Raw genomic sequence first — 21,770 nt, 5'->3', positions numbered from 1 at the left:
TTGGCGGAGCCCGCCGACCGGATGCCACCGCGGGGTGGACGGCGTGTGAAGACCCACTCAGGCGCAGGCCCTCCTCATGATGAGGCCTTCTTGCGTAGCACGGTCAACGCGATGGCCGCGCTGATCGCGGAGACGACGGCGCAGGCGACGCCGATCGCGTTCAGTCCGCTGGTGTACGCCTCTCCGGCGGCGGACAGCAACCCGGCGGCGGCGTCGCCGGGCAGGGACTGGGCGGTCGTGACGGCGTTCTCCATGCTTTCCGTGGCGGGCCCGCCACCGGGTACCTCGACGACCACGCGGTAGACGGCGGTACCGAGGCTGCCGAACAGGGCGATGCCGAGCGCGGTGCCCAGGTCACCGCCGATGGAGGAGAGGGCCGCGGCGGAGCCGCCCCGTTCCGGTGGGGCGGACCCGACGACCAGGTCGGTGCCGAGCGCGCCGAGGGTGCCGACGCCGACGAAGACGATCACGAAACCGGCGACCAGCAGCGGCATCCCGCCCGGTTCGACGAAGGCGAGCATCAGGTAGCCGAGCACGCCGACGAGCAGTCCCACCCCGAGGACGGTCCCGAGCCGATACCGCTTCGCGACGATCGGAGCCAGTTGCGCGGCGAGGATCGACGCGAGCGCCGCGGGCACCAGCCACAGACCCGCGTCCAGCGGCGAGAGCCCTTCGACCATCTGGAGGAACCCGGTGACGAAGAGGTACGCCCCGCCGGTGCCGATCATCGTGACGACGAGGATCACCAGCGCCGCGGCGAAGGCGGGGATCTTGAACAGGCTCAGGTCCAGCAGCGGATCCGCCAATTCGCGTTGCCGCCACACGAAGACGGCGCCGATGACGATGCCCGCGACGAGCGCGGCGACCGGTGTGGCCGCCCAACCGTGGCGTGCCAGTTCCTTCAACCCGTAGATGGTCAGCAGGATCGACGCCAGCGACAACACGACGCTGACCGGATCGAGCCGTTCGGCGTGGGGATCCTTGTACTCCGGCAGCACGAGCGGGGCGACGATCAGCAGGATCACCATGACCGGCACGCCGATCAGGAACACCGAGCCCCACCAGAAGAACTCCAGCAGCGCGCCACCGATCACCGGTCCGAGCGCGGTGCCTCCCATGAAGCAGCCGGCCCAGACCGCGATGGCGCGGCCGCGCTGGGCCGGGTCGTGGAACAGCGTGCCGATCAGCGCGAGGGTGGACGGCATCAGCGTCGCGGCGGCGATGCCGAGCAGCGCGCGGGTGGCGATGAGCTGCTCGGCGCTGCCGGAGAAGGCGGCCAGCACCGAGGTGACGCCGACGGCCGCGGCACCGATCATCAGCAGCTTGCGGCGGCCGACCCGATCCCCGAGCCTGCCCATGGTGATGAGGAAGCCGGCGATCATGAAGCCGTAGATGTCCATGATCCACAGCGTCTGGGTGCCGGTGGGACGCAATCCCTCGGCGAGATGCGGCAGCGCCAGGTACAGGACGCTCTGGTCGAGGGCGATCAGCAGGGTGGGCAGGGCCAGCGCGGCGAGCCCCAGCCATTCCCGGGTCCCGGCTTTCCGGATGCCGGTTTCCGCGGTGTTCGATGACATGCCCGAACGGTGCACCGGGCCGCTCCCGAGCCGCTCTCGGTTCGCTCTCGGTCCGGGGATAACCTGGCCGTATGCGTTTCGGAGTGCTCGGACCACTCGTGGTGTGGGCGGCCGACGGGGCGACGGTGGCGGTCCCCGGGCGGAAGGTCCGTGCGCTGCTGGCCTGTCTTCTGGCGCACACCGGACGCCCGGTCTCCGCCGACCGGCTCGTCGAGTTCCTGTGGGGCGCCAAGCGGCCGGGTGATCCGCCCGCCGTGCTGCAGACCAAGGTGTGGCAGCTGCGGCGAGCGCTGGAGAGCGCCGAGCCGGGCGCGCGCTCCCTGGTGGTGTCGGGCCCGCTCGGCTACGAACTGCGGGCCGGCACGGACGCGGACCACTTCCAGGAGCTGCTGACCCGGGCCCGCAAAGCCCCCGAACCACGCGCACGGGCCGTCCTGCTCGCGGACGCGCTGGCCGTCTGGCGCGGGCCCGCGTTCGCCGGCTTCGCCGACGAGGAGTTCGCGCGTGCCGTGGCCGCCCGGTGGGAGGAGCAGCGCCTCACCGCGATCGAGGAAGCCGCCGAGACTCGTGTCGAGCTGGGCGAACACGCGCTGGTGGCCGACGAGCTGGGAGACCTCGTCGCCCTGCATCCGCTGCGGGAGCGGCTGCGCGCGGTCCACGTCCGGGCGCTGTACCTGGCCGGACGACAGAGTGCTGCGCTCGGCAGCTACACCGATCTGCGCACCCGGCTGGTCGAGGAGCTGGGGGTGGACCCCGGCGTCGAACTCACCGCGCTGTACCGGGCGATCCTCACCCAGGATCCGGCGCTGGCCGCCCCGCCCGTCCCCGCGACCACCGTGGCCCGTCCGCCGTCCGCCCTGCCCACCCCGCTGACCGGACTCGTCGGCCGTGACGAGGCGATCGGGGAACTGGTGCCGCTGCTGGGCGCGCATCGGCTGGTGACGCTGACCGGACCCGGCGGCGTCGGGAAGACGCGGCTGGCGCTGGCGGTCGGCGCGCGGCTCGGCACGGCGTTTCCCGGCGGCGTCCATCTGGCGGAGTTCTCCGCGCTCGCTCCGTCGACGGAGCGGACCGAGGTGAACGCGGTGGTCGACGCGGCACTCGGGGTCCGCGACGATGCCGGGAAGTCGTCGCCGTGGGCCGAGCGCGTCGCACACGCCGTGGGTGACCGGCCAACCCTGCTGATCTTGGACAACTGCGAGCACGTCGCCGCTCCCGTCGCGGAACTCGCCGAGCAGTTGCTGAAGATGGCGCCCGCCCTGCGTTTCCTGGCCACCAGCCAGCTTCCACTCAGCGTCGCCGGTGAACGGCTCAGTGAAGTCCCTCCGCTGGTACGACCGGCGGCCGAGACTGACCTGAGCCTTGAGGAAGTACGCGGGTTCAGCGCCGTGGAGCTGTTCGTGGCGCGGGCGTCGGCGGCCGCGCCACGGTTCGTCCTCGACGAAACCACCGTTGACGCCGTCGTCTCCGTTTGCCGCCGCCTCGACGGGCTTCCCCTGGCGTTGGAGATGGCCGCGACCCGGGTCCGGACGATGGGCGTGCATGAGCTGGCCGCCCGGCTGGACGACCGTTTCCGCCTCCTGGTGAGCACGCGGGGCGCCCCGGCACGCCAGCGGACGCTGCGGGCGGTCATCGACTGGACCTGGGAGCTGCTGGGCGAACCGGAGCGGCTGGTGCTGCGGCGCTTGGCCGTGCACGCCGACGGCTGCACGCTCGCCGCGGCCGAGAAGGTCTGTGCGGGGGACGGCGTGGACCGGGCGGAGGTTCTCGACGTCCTCGCCCGGCTGGTGGACTGCTCGCTGGTCGTCCTGATCGACACCCACGACGGCGCCCGGTACCGGATGCTGGAGTCGGTCACCGCCTACTGCCTCGAACGGCTGACCGAAGCCGGTGAGCTCGACGCGCTCCAGCTCAGGCATCGCGCGTACTACACGGAGCTGGCCGAGCAAGCCGAGCCGCGGCTGCGGGGGCACGGGCAGCGCCGGTGGCTTCGCCTGCTGGACGCCGAGGCCGCGAATCTGCGGACCGCGCTGGAGGGCGCCGTACGGGCCGACGACGCCGGACACGCCCTGCGCCTGGTCAACGCGATGGCCTGGTACTGGTATCTGCGCGGGCGGAACGGCGAGGCCGAGCGGTCGCTGTCGCTGGCGCTGGCGGCCGGTGCCGACGCGCCGCCCGCACTGGTGGCCGGCGCCACGGGCCGGCTGGGCGGCGTCCGGCTGCTGCTCGGCGGAAGCGCCGACCCGGTCGCGAAATGCCGCGAAGCGCTGCGGCCGTACGAGAAGATCGACGATCCGCTCGGCAAGGCCCACGCCGAGTGGTTCCTGGGGTTGAACCTGTTCGCCATCAGCGATGTGTCGCCGAGCCGGAAGCTGGCCGAATCGGCGCTGGCGACTTTCCGGTCGCTCGACGACCGGTGGGGCACCGCCGCCGCGCTGAGCAGCCTGGCGTTCTACGCCATGCTTTTGGGGGACTTCGACGCATTGCGGCGCCACGGTGAGCAGAGCCTGGAGCTCTTTCGTGAGCTGGGCGACCAGTGGGGGCAGGTGAAGGCCATGGAGCCGCTCCAGACGCTGGCCGAGTCGACCGGCGACTACGAGCGCGCCGGACGGCTGTGCCGTGAAGGGCTGCGCATGGCCGAGGAACTCGGGCTGTGGACGGAGGTGTCCTTCCGGCTGTCGGGTCTGGGACGGATCGCCTTGCTCTCCAAGGATTTTCCGCGAGCCCGGGAGTTCCACGAGCGCGGGAGGCGGCTCGCCGTCGAGCTGTCGAACGTGGTCGGCGAGTTGTTCGCCGAGATCGGGCTCGGGATGGGGGCGCGCCGGGAAGGTGACCTCGACGCCGCGGAGACACACCTGCGGAACGTGCTCGACCTGCACCGGAAGATGGCGCACGAAACCGGTCTGCCCGCGTTGATCCTCGCCGAACTGGGCTTCGTCGCCGAGCTGAGGGGCGAGGCGGTTTCCGCGCTGAAGCTCCAGCAGGAAGGCCTGTCCGTCGCCCGCGGAACCGGGGATCCCCGCACGATCGCGCTGGCACTGGAGGGCCTGGCCGGTGCACAGGCACTGGCAGGCCACGCCGGGCAGGCGGCGAGGCTGCTCGGCCAGGCCGAGGCGGCCCGGCGTTCGGTCGGGATGCCCCTGCCCGCCGGTGAACGGGACGACGTCGACCGCATCGCGGCGCGGGCGCGCGACGCCCTGGGCGAAGCCGCGTACGCCGCCGAATTCGCCCGGGGCGCCGACGGTCATTCCTGACGGCTGCAGGCGCGGACGGCCGGCGGCTCAGTACGCCTGGCCGAGGTCCAATCGGGCCAGCTCCCGTCGCGTCCGCACACCGAGTTTCGGGAAAGCCCGGTACAGATGGTGCTCGACGGTACGCGGACTGAGGAACAACTGTGCGGCGATCTCGCGGCTCGTACCGCCCTCCGCGGCCAGCCGGACGACCTGGAGTTCTTGTGGGGTGAGACGGTCCAACGGATTCTCGGCGGTGGGTTCGGCGGCCGGGCCGGAGTCGCCCGTCGCCTCCAGCTCGATCGACGCGCGGTCGGCCCATGGTTTCGCGTGCAGCCGCGAGAAGATCTTCAGCGCCGAGCGCAGTGGGACGCGGGCGTCGCTGCGGCGTCTGGCTCGGCGCAGCCATTCGCCGTAGAGCAATTCCGTGCGTGCTCGTTCGAAAGGCCGCTCCCCCAGTGCATGCAGTTCCACTGCGCGCCGGTAATGCGCTTCGTCGTCGCCCAGAATGGCGTGGCAACGCGCCGCCACGGCCTGGGCCCATGGCTGTCCGCCCGCCGTCGCCCACGCTTCGAATCGGCGGAACGCTGGTTCGGCTCTGCCCGGATCTCCCAGGCGTACCGCTGCTTCCAGCTGGTCGGCGGCCGCCGCGATCACCACCGTGGTGTACGCGAGTGGTCCGTGCTGCACGATCTCCACTCGGTCCAAAGTGGACTCATAACGGCCGAAGCCGAGATCGAGCAGTGCGAGTGCGGCTGCGCTCGCCGCCCCGCCGGCGTCCGATGTCGTCTCCGCCAGCTCCTGGCAGCGCCGTTCGTCACCCTCGATCGCCGCCATCCGCGCCACCACGGCGTTCAGCTGCGGTAGCCGGCGGTGCGATCCGGTGTCGCGGGAAATCCGTACGGCTTCGGCCACCGACGCGGCGGCGTCCTGGTGCAGTCCCGCCGAAACCTGCGCGCCGGCGAGGTCGTGCAATACCTGGGGAAGCAGGCCGATCAGCCCGTCTCGACGGCAGCGAGCCACCTCGGCGGACGCGAGTTCCCTGGCCGTGGCGTCGTCACCGAGGATCATGGCGCTGTAGGTCCGGGCGGGATCGGAACTCGGAGCCCGCGCGACGAACTCGGCCAATAGAGGTAGTCCGGCGGTGAAGTCGTCGTCCACCAGGAAGGCCATACCTCGTACCAGCGGATCGGTCTCGTTCAGCGCGGCGTTCGCGGAATGCACGGTTTCCCGGTCGCCGGAGAACCAGGCGTACCGCGCACCGGTGCGCACCATCGCCACCGCGTCGGCGGGTTCGGCCGACCGGGCGTGCTCGACGAGCAGACGCGCGGCCGCACGCCCGTCTCCCCGTTCGAATTCCACGGCCGCACGCACCTGCGCCATGGCCGCGGCCGCCTTGGTGTCCTCGGTCAGCGGCTCGGCCTGCCGGACGAGTTCGGCGGCCTGCTCCCCGTGCCCGGCGGCGAGCGACAGTGACGCCGCCTTGCTCAATCGCGCCGCTCGTACACCGGTTTCGACGGTGAGTCGCGCGGCTTGCCGGTACAGCCCGGCGGCCGCGGAGAACGCCGTCCGTGCCCGCGCTCGTTCGGCGGAGCCGGCGATCTCGGCGGCGACCCGCTCATCGGGAGCGGTGGCGGCGGCGGCGAGATGCCGGACCCGGCAGTCGGCGTCCGAAGTGGACTCGGCGAGCGCCTGATGGACCGCGACCCGGCGCGCGAGCGCGGCACCCTGGTAGGCCGCCGTGCCGATCAGCGGATGCCGGAAGGCGATCGTCGTCCCGGTGACATCCAGGAGTCGCGCGGTCTCGGCGTGTTCCAGATCGGCGAGCCCGACGCCCAGTGCCTCGGCGGCACCGAGCAGCGTCGGAAGATGCCCGCGTCCCTCGGCCGCCGCGAGGAGCATCATCAGCCGGGTCCGCGAAGGCAGCGCGCTGATCTGCGCACGGAAGCCCGCCAGCACCCGCTCGCCCACCGGCAGCGGCCCGGCGGCGACGTGGTGTTCCCGTTGCGCGGCGGCGAATTCGAGCAGCGCCAGCGGATTACCCGCCGATTCCGCGAAAATCTGTGACGGCGACGGTGGTGCCAGCCCGCGTTCGGCGAGCAACCGCCCCGCGTCCGCGGCGTCGAGCCTCGCCGGGCGCAGTTCTGGCAGATCCGGGGTGGCGAAACCGGTGTCCCTCGCACCGAACAGCATCGCGACCCGGTCCGCGGCCAGCCGCCGGGCGGCGAACAGCAACGCCTCGGCGGTCGCGCGATCCAGCCACTGCGCGTCGTCGATCAGGCACAGCACCGGGCCGTCGTCGGCGACGTCGGCGAGCAGGGTGAGCACCGCGAGCCCGGTCACGAACCGGTCCTGCCCGCTGGTGCGGCCTGAATCCAAGACCGCGCGCAACGCCTCCGCCTGCGGACCGGGCAGCGTGGCAAGCCGGTCCTGGAGTGGCCACAGCAACTGGACCAGCCCACCGAACGCCAGATCGGCTTCGGCCTCGATCCCGGTCACCGACAGCACCCGCAGTCCGGCGGCGGCCTCGGCCGCCCAGCCCAGTAGCGCGGATTTCCCGATACCCGCCTCGCCACGCACCACCAGCGAGCCGCTGCGGCCGTCGCGAGCCGCCGCGAGCAGCTCTTCGATCGCCGCCTGCTCGCCGGCCCTGCCGTACAGCACACCGGCCTCCGTAACCGCGAGTGAGGTACGTAGGCGAATCCCAGTACCCGATACCGAAACCTTACCGATTCGGCGGACGCTCCCCCGGACCAAGCTTCAGGACATGAACGTGTTGCTGACCCCGCTCACCGCGGGCACCCTGCCCCTGCCGAACCGCCTGGTCATGGCGCCGATGACGCGCAGCCGCGCGAGTGGCGGCCTGGTCACCGGACTGACCGCCGAGTACTACGCGCAGCGCGCCGGAGCCGGGCTGATCATCACCGAAGGCACGCAACCCTGCGTCATCGGCCAGGGCTACATCGACACCCCGGGCCTGCATACACCGGAGCAGGCCGCCGCGTGGCGAGCGGTCACCGACGCCGTGCACTCGCGCGGCGGCCGGATCTTCGTCCAGTTGATGCACTCCGGCCGGATCGGGCACCCGTCCCTCTACCCGGACGGCAGCCGGCCGCTCGCGCCGTCGGCGATCGCGTCCGGCGAGAAGCTGTACACCCCGGACGGTCTGCTCGACCATCCGGAACCGCGGGAGATGACGCTGGCGGACATCGCGCGCGCCATCGACGATTTCGTCGCCTCCGCGCGGCTGGCGATGGAGGCCGGATTCGACGGTGTCGAACTGCACGGCGCCAGCGGCTACTTGATCCACCAGTTCCTCGCCGGCAACACGAACCGGCGCACCGACGCCTACGGCGGCCCGATCGCGAACCGTCTCCGCTTCGCGGTGGAGGTGGCACGGGCGGTCGGCGACGCGATCGGCCCGGAGCGCGTCGGCATCCGGCTGTCACCCGGCTCGACCCTCAACGGCATCCGAGAGAGCGACACCGAACTGCTGTATCCCGAGCTGATCCGCGCCCTCGTCCCGGCGAGGCTGGCTTACGTGCACATCTCGGAATTCGGCACGCGGGACATCACCAAGGTCATCCGCGCGGAGTGGCCGGGCACCCTCATCCTGAACCCGCATCCGACGGGCGAGGACCCGGCGACCGCGGCCGACGGCGTGGAGGCCCTGCGGGACGACGTCGCCGACGCGATCAGCCTCGGTCAGCTGTGGCTGGCCAACCCGGACCTGCCCGAACGGATCGCCGCCGGCGGCCCGTTCACCGCCGCCGATCCCGCGAGCTTCTACGGCGGCGACCACCGCGGCTACACCGACTATCCCACCTCGGCCGAGGCATGAGCGCGCCGGTGCGCGCCCGGATTTCGGGGCCGTGGCTGGCTTTGCTGGCCGGACCGCTGTCGTTCGGCATCGCCGGGCCGTCACTGATCCTGCCGGACGCGGCCGCGGCGCTCGGCACCGGAATCGGCGCGGTGACGTGGATCGTGACGGCCTTCGGCTGGGGTATCGCCGTCGGCACCCCGCTGCTCGCCGGCCTGCAGAGCCACCGCGGCGTCCGGACCGCGGTGCTCGCCTGCGCCGCACTGGTACTGGCAGGCGCCGTCGCGGTGACGACCGTTCCGTGGCTGCCGGTACTGATCGCCGGCAGTGCCCTGCAGGGGCTCGGCACCGCCGGTTTCACCACGATGGCCATGACCCTCGCCGGGTCGGCACGGGCGATGGGCCTGGTCACCTCGTCGCTGGCGGTGGTCGGCTCGGCGTCGCCGTTGATCGGTGACCTCGTCGGCGACGCGCTCGGCTGGCGGCTCGCGCTGGCCCTGCCCGCGCTCAGCCTGCTCGCCGTGCCCGCGACACTGCGGTCGGCCCCCGGGACGCCTGTCGTGCCGTCCCGGTTCGACGCGGTCGGCGCGCTGCTCCTGACAACGTTGGTCACCGCCTTGGTGTTCGTGCCGCATCACCCGCTGCCCGCGGGTATCACCGTCATCGTCATCGCGGCTCTGCTCGCCCTGCACCTGCGATCGCGACCGGCCGGGTTCGTGCCCGCCGAGCTCCTGCGAACGCCGGTCTTCCTGATCGCGGCCGGGCTCGCGTTCGTGCTGGCGGTGGTCAACTTCGGGTTGATGTACGCGCTGCCGCCGCGGCTGACCGGAGAATCCGGCTGGACCAGCGGAGAGGTCGGATTCGCCATCCTGTGGCCGCTGCTGTTCGGCGGGCTGGTGTCCTATGTGGTCATCGCGGTGACGGCGAAGACCCCGTTCCGGGCGGTGACAGTGCTGTTCCCGGTACTCGCCGCTCTCGGGCTGACACTTGCGGGAGTGGGGGTTTCCCCGGCCGCGCTGCTGATCGCGCAAGCATTGGCATCACTCGCGGCGGCTTCGGGACAGGGTGTCTACGCGGTGCGCGCCGGAGACGCCGCCGGTTCTCATCGCACGGCGGGGATGGGCCTGTTCAACCTCACCTATCTGCTGGGGGCGGCCTTCGGACCCGCCATCGCCGCGCTCCTGTGAGAAATGATGAGGGCCGAGGTTCTCGCTGGTGCGGCGTCGGCTGTCGGCACGCTTCTGGCCGCACCGGCTCCGGGATCACCCGTATTGGTCGTGTCGATACGGATGCCACCGCGGGGTGAACGGCGGGTGACCGGTAAGGGTCCCAGGACGTGGCTGACAGACTGCGGGGGTGATCATCGGATACGTCCTCGCGCTGCTGGCGGCGGTGGCCTCGGGTAGCGGTTCGGTGCTGGAGTCGGTCGGGGTCCGCCGCGCGGGCGCGTACGGCGGCAGCGCACTGGACCTGGTGCACTTGCGGCGCCAATGGATTTACTTCGCCGGCATCGGCGTCGACCTGGTCGGCTTCGCCTGCGCGGCGGCCGCGTTGCAACGGCTGCCGTTGTTCCTGGTCCAGTCGGTGCTGGCGTTCAGCGTCGGCGTGACGGCCGCGATTTCCGCGTTCATGGGCACCCGCCTCGCCGCGGCGGGGTGGGCCGCGCTGGGTGTCGGAGCGGTCGGGCTGATCTTGCTGGGTTTGTCGGCGCAGCCGGGTCCGGCCAAGGTGCTTCCGGCGGCGTGGCGCTGGGTTCTGCCCGCGATGGCGCTGGTCGTGGGGTCGATCGCCTGGTACTTCCGGCGCTTCGATCGCCCCTGGGCCGCGCAGGTGCTCGGCTTCGCGACGGGGGTCGGGTTCAGCGTGGTCGGTGTCTCCGCACGCACCCTGGACCTACCGTCGTCCGGCTGGGCGATCCTGGTGGAACCGGCCGTGTGGGCGATGATCCTCAACGGCCTGGCCGCGGCGGTCGCGTTCGCCCTCGCCCTGCAGAAGGGCGGGGCGACGGCGGTCAACGCGATCATGTTCACCACGAATACGGCGTTGTCCTCGATCATCGGCCTGGTCTTCCTCGACGACCGCGTCCGCGACGGCTTCGCCACGTTCACGGTCGCGGGCCTGATCCTGGCCATGTCGGGCGCGATCGTCACCGCCCACTACGCTTCTCAGGCCAAGGAGCCCGTTCAGCGCGCCTGACCGAGATCGCCCACGTGGGAGACGCCGTGATCGCCGCAACGGCTCTGGACCTCGCCGAGGAGCACCCGCAGCAGTGAGGCGAGCTGGGCCCGCTGCTCGTCGTTCAGTCCGGAAACCAGTTCGAGTTCCCGCTCCAGTACCCGATCGACGGTCTGCTCCACCAGTGCGTGTCCGGCCGGGGTCAGCGTCACGTACACGCTGCGACTTGGCGGTTCGGTGTGCCGCTCGACCAGCCCCTCCCGTTCCGCGCGGGCCACCCGCTGGGAGATCGCGCCCGCCGTGACCAGGGTCGACCTCGCCAGTTCCCTGGTCGTCAGCGAGTACGGCGAGGAACTGCGCCGGAGCACGCTGAGCAGGTCCAAGGTGGCCGGATCGACGTCGGAGTCGGAAAGGACGCGGCGGCGGTCCTCACCGAACAACTTGGCCAGCTGCCACACCCGGGTCACGATGCCGATGGACTCGGTCGACGTACCGGGCCGCTCGCGCCGCCATGCCGCCTCGATCTCGTCCGCGGCGTCCGGGGTGGGGACGTTTTCGGACGCTGCACTCATCCCAGACCTCCATCGCGGTTGTCGGCCGCACGAATCACAGCTTATCATTTAGACCTAAACGTGAGTGGGAACGGCGAACTCGAAGGAGGCTGAATGGCTCGGACGATCCTGGTCACAGGTGGGGGTACCGGCATCGGCAGGGCGGTGGCGGCGAGGTTCGCGGCGTCGGACGCCGTCGTGCACATCACCGGACGGCGCAAGGACGTGCTCGTTTCGGCCGCGGCCGAACTGGGCGCGTCGGTCCGGCCACTCGTCTGCGACAACACTGATCCAGACCAGGTGACCTCAGCGCTGGCCGAACTGGGCGGGCCGATCGACGTGCTGGTCAACAACGCCGGCGGCAACACCGACTTCGATCTCCCCGACCAGGACGGGCTCGCCGGGGTCCTCGCGCGCTGGCGGGCGAACCTGGACGCCAACCTGATCAGCGCGGTGCTGACCACCACCGCGGTCGAGAGCAGGCTGGCCGAAGGCGGATCGGTGGTCCACATCGGGTCCATCGCCGCCGACCAGGGCGCCGGATCGTACGGCGCGGCCAAGGCCGGGCTGGCGTCGTGGAACGTCGACCTGGCGCGGCGGCTCGGCGCCCGCGGGATCACCGCGAACGTGGTCGCGCCCGGCTACATCCGCGAGACCGAGTTCTTCCGGGACAAGCTCCCCGCCGAGCGGGCCGAGCAGTTGATCGAGGCGACCAGTACCGGACGTGCCGGTACTCCCGGCGACATCGCCGAGACGGTGCACTTCCTTGCTTCCGCCGGCGCCCGGCACATCACCGGGCAGACCTTCGGGGTCAACGGCGGCGCCCACCCGACCCGGTAAAGGTTGAGAGGAGCAGAAGGCCGCCATCCCGCTACGGACACACCGAAACGAAAATGGGCGAGCCGCAGGGCGGTCGTGGTCTCGGCTGCTCGGAAAGCCGCCGGAAACCTGAGGGGACCGAGGAGCGGATCTCCGATGGCGCTCAGGCGCCCGGCGGGTTCCGTCGCGGTTCGGCGGGCAGATAGGTGTTCGCCGGCGGCGCGCCGGAACCCGCGGCCGGGTAGCCGTTCATCGCGCCCGGCTTCGGCCCACGACGGGCCAGGCCCGCCAAGCCCAAAAGTCCGACCAGGCCCAGAAGGCCCCACAGGCCGTTGTTCCCGTCGGAGTCGTTCCTGTCATTCCCGTCGTTCGGGTCGTTGTCCGCCTGCTGCCCTGCCTGTGTCGCGATGGCAGGCTCGGGCATCGCGGACGCCGGAACCGCTCCGGCCAGGGCGATGGCGCCGGAGGCCACGAACGCGGAGACGACTTTCGCTCCCCTGTGCCGCATTTGATCATCCTTCCCTTCGGTGGCAAACGATCGTCGGCGTCTGCGTACCCGCACCGAGGGCGTCCACACTCGGGTGTCCTCGAATGTCACCCACACGGTTGTCTTCCGGATTAGACGACCGGCCACCGGTCATCCATCGGTCACCGGCGACCAGGGAAGCGAGGACGGCGATGACGGCGTGGTGGGGTTTGACCGGCCTACTCGGCCTGCTGGGGGTTTACGGACTCGTCCGGATCCGGCACCGAGCCGGCGCCGAGGCCGAGGCTCCGGCCGCGGACGTCTTCGCCCGGTATCCCGCCGCCCAGGGACCGGCGGTGCCGAACGCCGACACCGCCCACACTCCGCTCATGATCCCGGCGGTCACCCCGGAGATGATCCGCGGCCCGCGCCGTTGGCGCGCTTCCCGGCCGAGCGGGGTTCGCGCTCGGCCCCGGCCCCCGATATCCCGACAGGGGCTCACCGGAACGCAGGCCGTCGCGGAGCCGCTCACCGATGCCGGCACCGTTCCGGCCCAGGCGAGCCCGCCGGAGCCGGAGACCGAGCCGGTCGCGGCGGTGCCGGAGCCGCGACCGACGGAGGAAGGCACGATCACCGGGAAGCTCACCTCGGATCCGTCCGCTCCCGAGAACCCTTCGGAGAAGGTGGAAGTCGAGGTACCGGAACCGAAAGCGGCGAAATCCGAGGAAACCACGAACCGGTTCCGGCCGCGCCGTGTGCTCGACTCGGTCATCCGCAGGGCCAAGGAAGCCAAGAAGATCCTCCGCCGCAACTGAGTGCGGGTTCGGGGTGGCGGGGGCCGGACCCCCAGCAACCGGCCCGCGCCCGACACTCACGGCACACCCTCGGCCACCGCGAGACCCGTTCCACCCGACCATCGTGCGGCCGGGACCGGGCCCGCGCATGGGTGCAGGGCCCCCATATTCCGGCGCGACGGGTGGCGGATCGCGGGAGAGCCGACCGTCACTCTCCGGGCATCTTCGTGCGTGCGCTGAATGTGGGTACGTCGCCCCCATGTGCGGTCCGCGCCGAACTGAAAGCATCACTGCCGTGACGCCCCAGCTCCCGGCGACGTCCCTGCCGCTGAAGTGGTGGGTGCACGGCCAGACCCCGCGCGAACGCGCAGCGACGACCAAGCCCGCATGGGCGGACTTCGCCGAACACGCCGTCACCGCGCTTCTGCCGGAGCGTCCCCCAGCCGGTGACTGGCGTGCCGCGTTCGCCGGGGTCTTCAGGTCGTTCGTCGACGCCGCCACTCGTGAAGCGGTCCCGGACGATCTCGCGGACGCCGACGTCGAAGCACTCCGCCGGGGTTTCGCGGCCCAACTCGACCAGCATCTGCTCAAGCTCTCGGTCCGCACGCTCGTGCTGGAACTCCACCGCGCCCGCAAGGCCGGGATCCTTCAGGGCGAGACACCCGAAGAACGCTTCTCGGACTTCGTGCGCCGGCAGTCCACCCCGGCCGGCCTCGTCCGGCTGTTCAGCGAATACCCGGTACTGGCCCGGCTCCTCACCCAAGCCTGCCTCCACGCCGCCGAAGCCCACGCCGAAACACTGGCCCGCTTCTCGGCCGATGCCGCCGTGTTGCCCTGTTCGGTCGTGGACGGCGAACTCGGCACGCTCATCGAGGTCGCGGGCGGGATCGGGGACTCGCACGCACGCGGGCGTTCGGTCAAACTGCTCCGCTTCTCCAGCGGCGCCAAGGTGATCTACAAACCCCGGCCGCTGATCCTGCACGAACGGTTCACCGACGTCGTCGAACAGGTCAACAAGCGAGTGCCCGGCCTCCACCTGCGGACCGCCGACGCGCTCCAGCGTGACGGGTACGGCTGGCTCCGGTTCGTCGAGCATCGGCCGTGTGCCGACATCGCCGACGTCGACCGGTTCTACCGCCGTCAGGGCATCCTCCTGGCGCTCCTGCACGCACTCGACGCCACCGACGTCCACTACGAGAACATCATCGCCTGCGGCGACCAACCGGTGCTGATCGACATCGAGACGCTGTTCCAGCCGTCGCCACCCGATCCGCCGGAGAGTGATCCCGCCGCGGCGATGCTGGCGCGGTCGGTCCAGCGCACACTGCTGCTCCCCCAGCTCTTCGCGGGCGAGCACGGCGCCGTCGACATCTCCGGCCTGGCTGGCCGCGGCGGCAAGCTGCCGACCGACCGGATCGATTGGGCCGATCCGGGCACCGACCACATGCGGCTGATCCGGGTCCCCGGCGAACTCGCGGGCGGGAACAACCTCCCGCGGCTCGACGGCCGTGACGTCTCCCCCGCCGAGCACAGCGCGGCACTGCTGGCCGGGTTCCGGCTCGGCTACGACGCGATCTCCACCGGACGGGACGAACTCGCCGAACTTCTCCGGCGCTGCGCCGGGGATCCCATCCGGGTGCTCATCCGGCCGACGAACTTCTACTTCCGCCTGCTCGACGAGACCACCCACCCCGACCTCCTGCGTGACGCCGCCGACCGCGACCACGCGTTCGACCTGCTCGAAGAGGACTCGGCGGACGAGGAGAAACTGCTCCGGCTCGTCCCCCACGAGCGGGCCGACCTGTGGGCGGGCGACGTGCCGATGTTCACCTCGAACCCCGGCTCGACGTCATTGCTGGATTCTCGCGGTGACAGCGTCGACGGCGTGGTCGACCGGGCGTCGCTGGACACCGTGCTGGCCAAGGTCGCCGACATGGACCCGCTCGACCAGCGCGACCAGGAATGGCTGATCTCGGCCACCCTCGCGATCAGCACGGCGACCGGCGACTACCACGGCGGCGGCGAGACCGCGGAAACGGCGGTGCCGAACCAGGCGCCCGACCCGGAACGCCTGCTGCTCACCGCGTGCGGGATCGCCGACCACATCGTCGCCAACGCCTTCTCCGACGAGCACCGCTCGAACTGGCTCGGCATCGAACTCGTCGACGACCGCTATTGGACCGTGCTGCCGATGGGGGCGGGACTCGGCGAAGGCTATTGCGGTGTCGCGTTGTTCCTCGCCCAGCTCGCCGAGCTGACCGGGATCGCGCGCTACCGCGATCTGGCCGCGTATGCGATCAGCCCGCTCCCTGGTCTCTTCGCCACGCTTCGCGCCGATCCCGGACTGGCCGCCACCGCCGGCTGCGGCGGGCTTCTCGGGCTCGGCGGTGTCGCGTACACGATCGCGCGGCTCAGCACCCTGGTCGGCCTTCCCGCGGGCGACCTCATCGAGCGGGCCGTCGACCTGATGCCCGAGGCCACCCCCGAAACGCCGTCCGGATTCACGACGGGCCTGGCGGGCGGGGTCGCGTCGATGCGCTCGGTGTATGTCCAAACAGGACTGGAGGCGGCGCTGAAGCGGGCGGACCGCTACACCGGACAGCTGCTCGAGCGCGAACGTCCACATGAGACGGGTTTCGCCCGCGGCGCGGCCGGGATCGACTGGGTCCTCCGGGCACACGACCGTTCCGGCGAAGAACCACCCGGAAAGGCGGACGATCGGGCGGAAAGCACCGGCGGCTGGTGCGCGGGTCTCGCGGGTGAGGCACTCGGCCAGGCCGCGCACCTGCCGGATCCCGGATACGCCCGTGACCTGGACCGGACGATCAAACGGCTGGCCGACGGGGCACCGCTGAAGGATCTCAGCCTCTGCCACGGCGAGTCCGGAGTGCTGGACGTGTTGTGCGTGCTGGCGGAGAACGGGCACACTGGCGCCGCCGCCGCGGTGCGCCGCCGGACCGGTCATCTGCTCGCCGCCATCGATCAGCGCGGTACCCGCTGCGGGACTCCCGGCGCGGTCCCCGCGCCAGGACTGCTGAGCGGCCTGGCGGGGATCGGCTACGGCCTGCTGCGGCTGGGATTCGGCGACCGGGTCCCGTCCGCGCTCCTGCTCCGCCCCGACCGGCCGCATCCCGCGGCCACCGTTGTTCCGCCGGTAAACCGAGTATGAGGAGAAGAACCGAATGTACGAAAGAGATCTGCCCGCCACCGAAGACGCCCTCGGCGCCGTGAACCTGCCGCGCGCCCTCGAGGTCGGCTCGCGCAACCACGCGCTGGCGGGCAGCAAACCGCGGCTGAGCGCCAACCCGCTCGCCACCCTTTCCACGGACCCCGGTTCGCCGTCCGTCGTCAGCGTCTTCACCGGCGGCTGGATCTGAGATCCGTCAAAAGCTCACGAAGGCGGGCTCGCGCCGCCCGCCTTCGTGATCGCTTTTCCCCATGACCGCGGAATCCGCTCGCTATAGTCGCGATGGTGGGGATCCGTTCGTCGCGGGTGATCGGCCGCGACGCCGAACTGACCGAGCTTTCCGAAGCTCTCGATCGCGCCATCGCGGGCCGCGGCGGCGCGATCTTCCTCGTCGGCGAAGGCGGCATCGGCAAGTCCCGCCTCGCCACCGAAGCCGCGTCACGAGCGGTCGCCGCAGACATCCCGGTTCTGCAGGGCAGGGCCGGTTCGATCGGTCCGCTCGTCCCGTTCCGGCCGCTGACCCAGGCGCTGTTGTCGCATTTCCGCGGCGGCGGACCGCCGGAGGTGGCCGAGCTCGACCCGTTCGTCCCGGTGCTCGCCCAGCTCATTCCCGACTGGGGCCAAGGCGACCGGCCGCGCGAATCGGGCTCCCTGCTGGTGCTCGCCGAAGCGGTGTTCCGGCTGCTGGCGGTCACCAGCCGTGACCGCGGCGCGCTCCTGGTCCTCGACGACCTCCAGGACGCCGACGCCGAAACGCTGTTCATCCTCGAATACCTCGTCGACAACCTGCCCGCGGCGCAGACCCTGTTCGTCGGCACGCTCCGCAACGAGCCCTCCGACGCCCTCCGCCTCGCGACCTCCGGTGCCCAGCGGATGAGCTGCGCCGTCGTCGAACTCGGCAGGCTCGGTCTCGCCGACACCCGCGCACTCGCGGCGGCCTGCCTGGAGACCGAGCCGGGGAAGCTGCCGTCGCCCGCGGCGGAACTGTTGTGGCGCAACAGCGCCGGCCTGCCGTTCATCGTCGAGGAACTGCTCCACGGCATGGTGAACGAGGGTCTGCTGGTCGAGGGCCGGGACGGCTGGCGGGTCATCGGCGAACTCCGCGCCCGCGTACCCGCCGCCCTGGTCACCAGTATCGGCGTCCGGATGGAGCAACTCGGCGAGCAGGCGGGCGAACTGCTGTCGGTCGCCGCGATCATCGGCCGCCGCTTCCCGCTGACGGTGGTGCAGACGGTGATCGGCACGAACGACCGGACCCTGCACAACCACCTGAGCGCCGCGGTCTCGGCGAACCTGGTGACCACCGACGAGACGACGCCGGGCTGGTACGCCTTCCGTCATCCGCTGACCGCGGAAGCGCTGCTGGCACGCCAGTCGCCGGCCCGCAAGGCGGCACTCGCCCGTCAAGCCGCCGACGCCGTCGAGAAGCTGTACCCGGGTCTGCCGGGCGATCTGTGCGCGCTCGTCGCGTCGCTCCGGCTGACCGCGATGGACGAACGGGCCGCGGGCCATCTGTTCGCGCAGACCGGTCGCCGCGCCCTCGACGCCGGCGCCGCGGATTCCGCGGTCACGATGCTCACCAAAGCCGTCGACCTCCTGGCCGGAGCCGACGCGGGTGATCGGGCCGAGGTGCTGGAGACCCTGCTGTACGCGCTCGGGCAGACCGGCCAATTCGACCGCGCCGTCGAGCTGTCGGCGGGCTTCGGCGAGATCGGCACGCTCGAACGGGCCGCCAAACTGCACACCCAGCTCGCCTGGGCCGCCTACATCGCCGGACGGCACGACGAATGCCTCGGCCAGATCGAACGCGCCCGAGCTCCGCTCGGTTCGGCGATCTCGCCCGCTCAGCAGGCCGCGCTCGACGCCGTCGAAGCGAACCTCTGGCTGGACGTCCCCGGCCGGACCGGCACGGCGGAACGGCTCGCGCGTCAGGCGTGGAAGGTGGCCGAGGAGACCGAGCAGCCGTTCGTCGTCTGCCAGGCACTGCAGGTGCTCGGCATGCTCGCGCTGTCGCGGGATCTCACCGAATCCGAGCAGTACATGCAGCTCGCGCGGAGAACCGCCGAGGACAACCACCTGCACCACCTCCGCACCCAGGCACTGGTCCGGCTCGGCGGCCATCGTGTGCTGATGAACGGTGACGAGCAGACCCTGCTGCTCGCCCGTGCGGACGCCCAGCGGACCGGGTCGATCACGCTGCACTGCGCGGTCGATTCCGTGCGCACCATGCACGCGATCCTGCGCTGCGAGTTCGACACCGCGCACGCGCTGCTGGAAGAGAACCTCGCCGTGCTCGGCAGGCTCCGGTTGACCGCGTTGCTGCAGTACGCGCATATGACCAGGGCGATGTCGGCCGGGCACCGCGCCGACCGCCCGGCGATGGAGCGGGCACTCGACGACTTCCGGCAAAACGGCGGTGAGAACGCGCAGGAGATGGTGCTGAGCATCGGGCTGGCACGCGTCTTCTGTTCACTGCTCGAGGAGGACTTCGAGCGGGCGCGCCGCGAACTCGACCAGGTCATCGAGCTGGAGGACCGGCGGCCGAGCCGGTTCCACCTCGCCGGACAGCACGGGCTCCGGACGCTCGTCGACACCCTCGGCGGCGCTCCCTGCCCGGAAGCGGGCTCCGCCGTGAGCGGGATGCGATGGAACCGGCAGTTCGTCGAATTCGCGCACGCCGTCGAGCACGGCAGGCACGGTGACACGGTGGAAGCCGAGCGGTCGGTGGCCTCCGCACTCGAGACGTCGGCGCCCTATCCCCTCGCCCGGCACCTCGGGCTCCGGCTGATCGCCGAACCGGCCGCCGCCGACGGCTGGGGAGATCCGGCGGCCTGGCTCAACGAGGCCGAGGAGTACTTCCACGGCAGGGACATCCAGGCGGTCGCGGCCGCTTGCCGGAGCCTGCTCCGCAAACTCGGCGCACCCGTGCGGCAGCGCCGGTCCGGTGTCGACCGGGTCCCCGGTGAGCTGCGCGCGTCCGGCGTCACCGTGCGCGAATACGAAGTGCTGGTGCTGCTCGCCGAGCGGATGGGCAACAAGGACATCGGCGCCCGGCTGCACATCTCGCCCCGCACGGTCGAGAAACACGTCGCGAGCCTGCTCGCCAAGACCGGGCTCGCCGACCGTTCGGCCCTCGCCGAACACGCCACCGGACCGCGACCTGGCATGCTGTGATCCATGAGCGACCTCACCGTGTACGGCGCCGGCTGGTGCCCCGACGTCAAACGCAGCCGTGCCCTGCTGGACGCGAAGGGCGTCGAGTACGACTACATCGACGTCGAAGCGGACACTGTCGCCGAGGAGACCGTGCGGGCGCTGCAGAACGGTGAGCGCCGGATCCCCACCATCGTCTGGCCGGACGGCACCCACCTGGTCGAGCCGAGCGACGACGAGCTCACCGCGCACCTGGACCGGTGACCCTCCCGGACGTCCCGGTCGGCACGAGGGTCGTCGTGCGATACCGGATCGAAGGCGGGTTCACCGACGCCCTGGGCTACCTGCGCTCCCGTGACGACGTGGAATGCGCGGTGGAGACCAAACGCGGGCTCGTGACGATCCGGCTGGCGGACATCGTCCTCGCGAAGACCGTCCCGCCGCCACCACAGCCGCGTCCTCGCCCGGCCTGACCGCTGTTTCGCCCCGGCGCTCCCGGGTAAGCGAGGGAATCCCCTTCAGGAGGTTCCCTTGGCTGCCACAACGGAAAGCCCGGACGGTCCCACGGAGTTGTCCCGCCGATCGTGGTTCGCGGTGCTCAAACGGACGTTCGCCCAGTTCAACCACGACAACATGCTGGACTGGGCGGCCGCCCTCACCTACTACGGCGTCCTCTCGCTCTTCCCCGGGTTGCTGGTCCTGACCGCGATCCTCGGCCTCCTCGGGCCGTCCGCGACCCAGACCCTGATCGACAACGTCGGCCGGATCGCACCCGGCCAGGGCCGGGACATCCTGGTCGGCGCGATCGAGGAGCTGTCAAAATCCGGCGGACTGGCCGGACCGGCGGCGATCATCGGCTTCGTGGGCGCGTTGTGGTCGGCGTCCGGCTACATCGGCGCGTTCATGCGTGCGTCCAACGTCATCTACTCGATGCCCGAAGGCCGCCCGATCTGGAAGACCGTGCCGTTGCGCGTCGGGCTCACCGTCGCCGTGCTGATCGTCCTCGCCTTGTGCGCCGCCGGCGTGGTGGCGACCGGTGGGGTCGCGCGCTACCTCGGTGACCTGATCGGCCTCGGTTCGACAGGTGTCCTCGTCTGGGACATCGCGAAATGGCCGGTGATCGCGCTGCTGGCGGGGCTGGCGTTCGCGCTGCTCTACTGGGTGAGCCCCAACGTGCGGCAACCGAAGTTCCGTTGGCTCACGCCCGGCGGGCTCGTGGCCGTGCTGCTCTGGGCCGCCGCCACCGCGGGTTTCGCCTTCTACGTGAGCAATTTCGGTTCGTACAACAAGGTCTACGGTTCGCTCGCCGGGGTCATCGTGTTCCTGATCTGGCTGTGGATCTCGAACATCGCCGTCCTCCTCGGCGCCGAACTGGACGCGGAACTCACCCGTGGCAAGGAGCGCGCCTCCGGACGCCCCGCCGACGACGAGCCGTTCCTCCCGCCGCGCGACACCGAGGCGATGGACGACGACGAAGCGGCCGCAGTCGCCGAAGCCGAGACGAAGACCAGCGACTGACTCCCGCACATATCGCGGGGTTGGGCGAACGTGGCGCGGTGGGTTTGAGGTACATGAAGGACCCCTTCCTGTACCTAGGCTCAAGGAAGGGGTCCTTCATGTACTCGGGAAGGTGTGAAGGTCGAGTTTCCTCGGCTGAGCCGAGGGAAGGGGGTCTTCACGCGCTATCGCTCCAGTGCTCGAGCCCACGGCGGCGTTGCCGCCCGCCCGAAGCCTCGGCCCTGGCCGAGCCCCTTCACGGACCTGCGATCCGACCCGCTGTCCGCCGTAGGTACCTAAACACGGTTCGCTCTGACCCGAATCGCCACTCACGAGACGCGAGGATGAGCAGGCGGCTCTTTCAATGCTCCCGACGGCCAGGCGTCGAACTCTCATGTCGTGGGGGGGGGGGGTTGGTGGGTGCAAAGGCCCAAAGGACCCCACACCGCACCCCCCCCCACCCCCCCCCCCCCCCCCCCCCCCCCCCCCGGACGCGTGACG

General features: G+C 71.1%; 16 protein-coding genes. 12 read left to right on the top strand and 4 right to left on the bottom strand.

Features of this window, described 5'->3' with window-relative positions:
• Positions 1–74: 74 nt before the first annotated feature.
• Complete coding sequence (locus ACIHAO_RS09230) at positions 75–1,577, bottom strand: MFS transporter (RefSeq protein WP_396556112.1); 1,503 nt, start codon at positions 1,575–1,577, stop codon at positions 75–77.
• A 71-nt stretch (positions 1,578–1,648) separates the two neighbouring features.
• Here ACIHAO_RS09230 and ACIHAO_RS09225 point away from each other — a divergent pair, with 71 nt between their 5' ends.
• The gene (locus ACIHAO_RS09225) at positions 1,649–4,831 is read left to right on the top strand and encodes a BTAD domain-containing putative transcriptional regulator (protein WP_396556110.1); all 3,183 of its coding nucleotides are present in this window, start codon (positions 1,649–1,651) and stop codon (positions 4,829–4,831) included.
• A gap of 27 nt (positions 4,832–4,858) precedes the next feature.
• On the opposite strand, the gene ACIHAO_RS09220 is transcribed toward ACIHAO_RS09225, so the two are convergent.
• A complete protein-coding gene (locus ACIHAO_RS09220) occupies positions 4,859–7,471 on the bottom strand; it encodes an ATP-binding protein (RefSeq protein ID WP_396556108.1) in 2,613 nt (870 codons plus the stop codon).
• A 103-nt stretch (positions 7,472–7,574) separates the two neighbouring features.
• Between ACIHAO_RS09220 and ACIHAO_RS09215 the strand changes: the two genes are divergently transcribed.
• From ACIHAO_RS09215 to ACIHAO_RS09205, 3 genes are all read left to right on the top strand, one after another.
• On the top strand, positions 7,575–8,648 hold the full coding sequence (locus ACIHAO_RS09215) for an alkene reductase (protein ID WP_396556106.1): 1,074 nt from the start codon (positions 7,575–7,577) through the stop codon (positions 8,646–8,648).
• Positions 8,645–9,814, top strand: coding sequence for an MFS transporter (locus ACIHAO_RS09210; RefSeq protein WP_396556104.1), 1,170 nt, complete (start codon positions 8,645–8,647; stop codon positions 9,812–9,814). The genes ACIHAO_RS09215 and ACIHAO_RS09210 overlap by 4 nt, the downstream gene beginning before the upstream one ends.
• Before the next feature lie 169 nt (positions 9,815–9,983).
• A complete protein-coding gene (locus ACIHAO_RS09205; RefSeq protein ID WP_396556102.1) occupies positions 9,984–10,823 on the top strand; it encodes a hypothetical protein in 840 nt (279 codons plus the stop codon).
• Here the strand turns inward: ACIHAO_RS09205 and ACIHAO_RS09200 are convergent.
• On the bottom strand, positions 10,811–11,374 hold the full coding sequence (locus tag ACIHAO_RS09200; protein WP_396556100.1) for a MarR family winged helix-turn-helix transcriptional regulator: 564 nt from the start codon (positions 11,372–11,374) through the stop codon (positions 10,811–10,813). The genes ACIHAO_RS09205 and ACIHAO_RS09200 overlap by 13 nt on opposite strands.
• A gap of 93 nt (positions 11,375–11,467) precedes the next feature.
• Between ACIHAO_RS09200 and ACIHAO_RS09195 the strand changes: the two genes are divergently transcribed.
• A complete protein-coding gene (locus ACIHAO_RS09195; RefSeq protein ID WP_396556098.1) occupies positions 11,468–12,193 on the top strand; it encodes an SDR family NAD(P)-dependent oxidoreductase in 726 nt (241 codons plus the stop codon).
• 142 nt (positions 12,194–12,335) lie between these two features.
• On the opposite strand, the gene ACIHAO_RS09190 is transcribed toward ACIHAO_RS09195, so the two are convergent.
• The gene (locus tag ACIHAO_RS09190) at positions 12,336–12,680 is read right to left on the bottom strand and encodes a WGxxGxxG family protein (RefSeq protein WP_396556096.1); all 345 of its coding nucleotides are present in this window, start codon (positions 12,678–12,680) and stop codon (positions 12,336–12,338) included.
• Between the two features lie 170 nt (positions 12,681–12,850).
• Between ACIHAO_RS09190 and ACIHAO_RS09185 the strand changes: the two genes are divergently transcribed.
• From ACIHAO_RS09185 to ACIHAO_RS09155, 7 genes are all read left to right on the top strand, one after another.
• Positions 12,851–13,453 carry a hypothetical protein gene (locus ACIHAO_RS09185; RefSeq protein ID WP_396556094.1) on the top strand — a complete coding sequence of 201 codons (603 nt, stop codon included), beginning with the start codon at positions 12,851–12,853 and terminating at the stop codon, positions 13,451–13,453.
• 274 nt (positions 13,454–13,727) lie between these two features.
• Positions 13,728–16,601 carry a type 2 lanthipeptide synthetase LanM family protein gene (locus ACIHAO_RS09180; protein ID WP_396556092.1) on the top strand — a complete coding sequence of 958 codons (2,874 nt, stop codon included), beginning with the start codon at positions 13,728–13,730 and terminating at the stop codon, positions 16,599–16,601.
• Between the two features lie 13 nt (positions 16,602–16,614).
• Positions 16,615–16,809 carry a hypothetical protein gene (locus ACIHAO_RS09175; RefSeq protein ID WP_125801601.1) on the top strand — a complete coding sequence of 65 codons (195 nt, stop codon included), beginning with the start codon at positions 16,615–16,617 and terminating at the stop codon, positions 16,807–16,809.
• A 95-nt stretch (positions 16,810–16,904) separates the two neighbouring features.
• Entirely contained in the window at positions 16,905–19,793 is a 2,889-nt protein-coding gene (locus ACIHAO_RS09170) for a helix-turn-helix transcriptional regulator (protein WP_396556090.1), read from the top strand.
• A 3-nt stretch (positions 19,794–19,796) separates the two neighbouring features.
• A complete protein-coding gene (locus ACIHAO_RS09165; RefSeq protein WP_396556088.1) occupies positions 19,797–20,036 on the top strand; it encodes a glutaredoxin family protein in 240 nt (79 codons plus the stop codon).
• Positions 20,033–20,245, top strand: a complete 213-nt coding sequence (locus ACIHAO_RS09160; RefSeq protein ID WP_396556086.1) for a ferrous iron transport protein A — start codon at positions 20,033–20,035, stop codon at positions 20,243–20,245. The genes ACIHAO_RS09165 and ACIHAO_RS09160 overlap by 4 nt, the downstream gene beginning before the upstream one ends.
• A gap of 58 nt (positions 20,246–20,303) precedes the next feature.
• Positions 20,304–21,290, top strand: a complete 987-nt coding sequence (locus ACIHAO_RS09155) for a YihY/virulence factor BrkB family protein (RefSeq protein ID WP_396556084.1) — start codon at positions 20,304–20,306, stop codon at positions 21,288–21,290.
• Positions 21,291–21,770: the final 480 nt, after the last annotated feature.

Origin of the sequence: Amycolatopsis sp. NPDC052450 (genome assembly GCF_044547565.1) — a bacterium.
In the GTDB taxonomy this organism is placed as follows: Bacteria; Actinomycetota; Actinomycetes; order Mycobacteriales; family Pseudonocardiaceae; genus Amycolatopsis.
This window is presented reverse-complemented; position numbering and strand designations above follow the sequence as displayed.

Excerpts from the sequence above, each read along its gene's own strand:
- ACIHAO_RS09185 (WP_396556094.1), top strand. The coding sequence starts at position 12,851 with ATGACGGCGTGGTGGGGTTTGACCGGCCTACTCGGCCTGCTGGGGGTT.
- ACIHAO_RS09215 (WP_396556106.1), top strand. The coding sequence starts at position 7,575 with ATGAACGTGTTGCTGACCCCGCTCACCGCGGGCACCCTGCCCCTGCCG.
- ACIHAO_RS09225 (WP_396556110.1), top strand. The coding sequence starts at position 1,649 with ATGCGTTTCGGAGTGCTCGGACCACTCGTGGTGTGGGCGGCCGACGGG.
- ACIHAO_RS09195 (WP_396556098.1), top strand. The coding sequence starts at position 11,468 with ATGGCTCGGACGATCCTGGTCACAGGTGGGGGTACCGGCATCGGCAGG.
- ACIHAO_RS09165 (WP_396556088.1), top strand. The coding sequence starts at position 19,797 with ATGAGCGACCTCACCGTGTACGGCGCCGGCTGGTGCCCCGACGTCAAA.
- ACIHAO_RS09190 (WP_396556096.1), bottom strand. The coding sequence starts at position 12,680 with ATGCGGCACAGGGGAGCGAAAGTCGTCTCCGCGTTCGTGGCCTCCGGC.
- ACIHAO_RS09175 (WP_125801601.1), top strand. The coding sequence starts at position 16,615 with ATGTACGAAAGAGATCTGCCCGCCACCGAAGACGCCCTCGGCGCCGTG.
- ACIHAO_RS09210 (WP_396556104.1), top strand. The coding sequence starts at position 8,645 with ATGAGCGCGCCGGTGCGCGCCCGGATTTCGGGGCCGTGGCTGGCTTTG.
- ACIHAO_RS09230 (WP_396556112.1), bottom strand. The coding sequence starts at position 1,577 with ATGTCATCGAACACCGCGGAAACCGGCATCCGGAAAGCCGGGACCCGG.
- ACIHAO_RS09200 (WP_396556100.1), bottom strand. The coding sequence starts at position 11,374 with ATGAGTGCAGCGTCCGAAAACGTCCCCACCCCGGACGCCGCGGACGAG.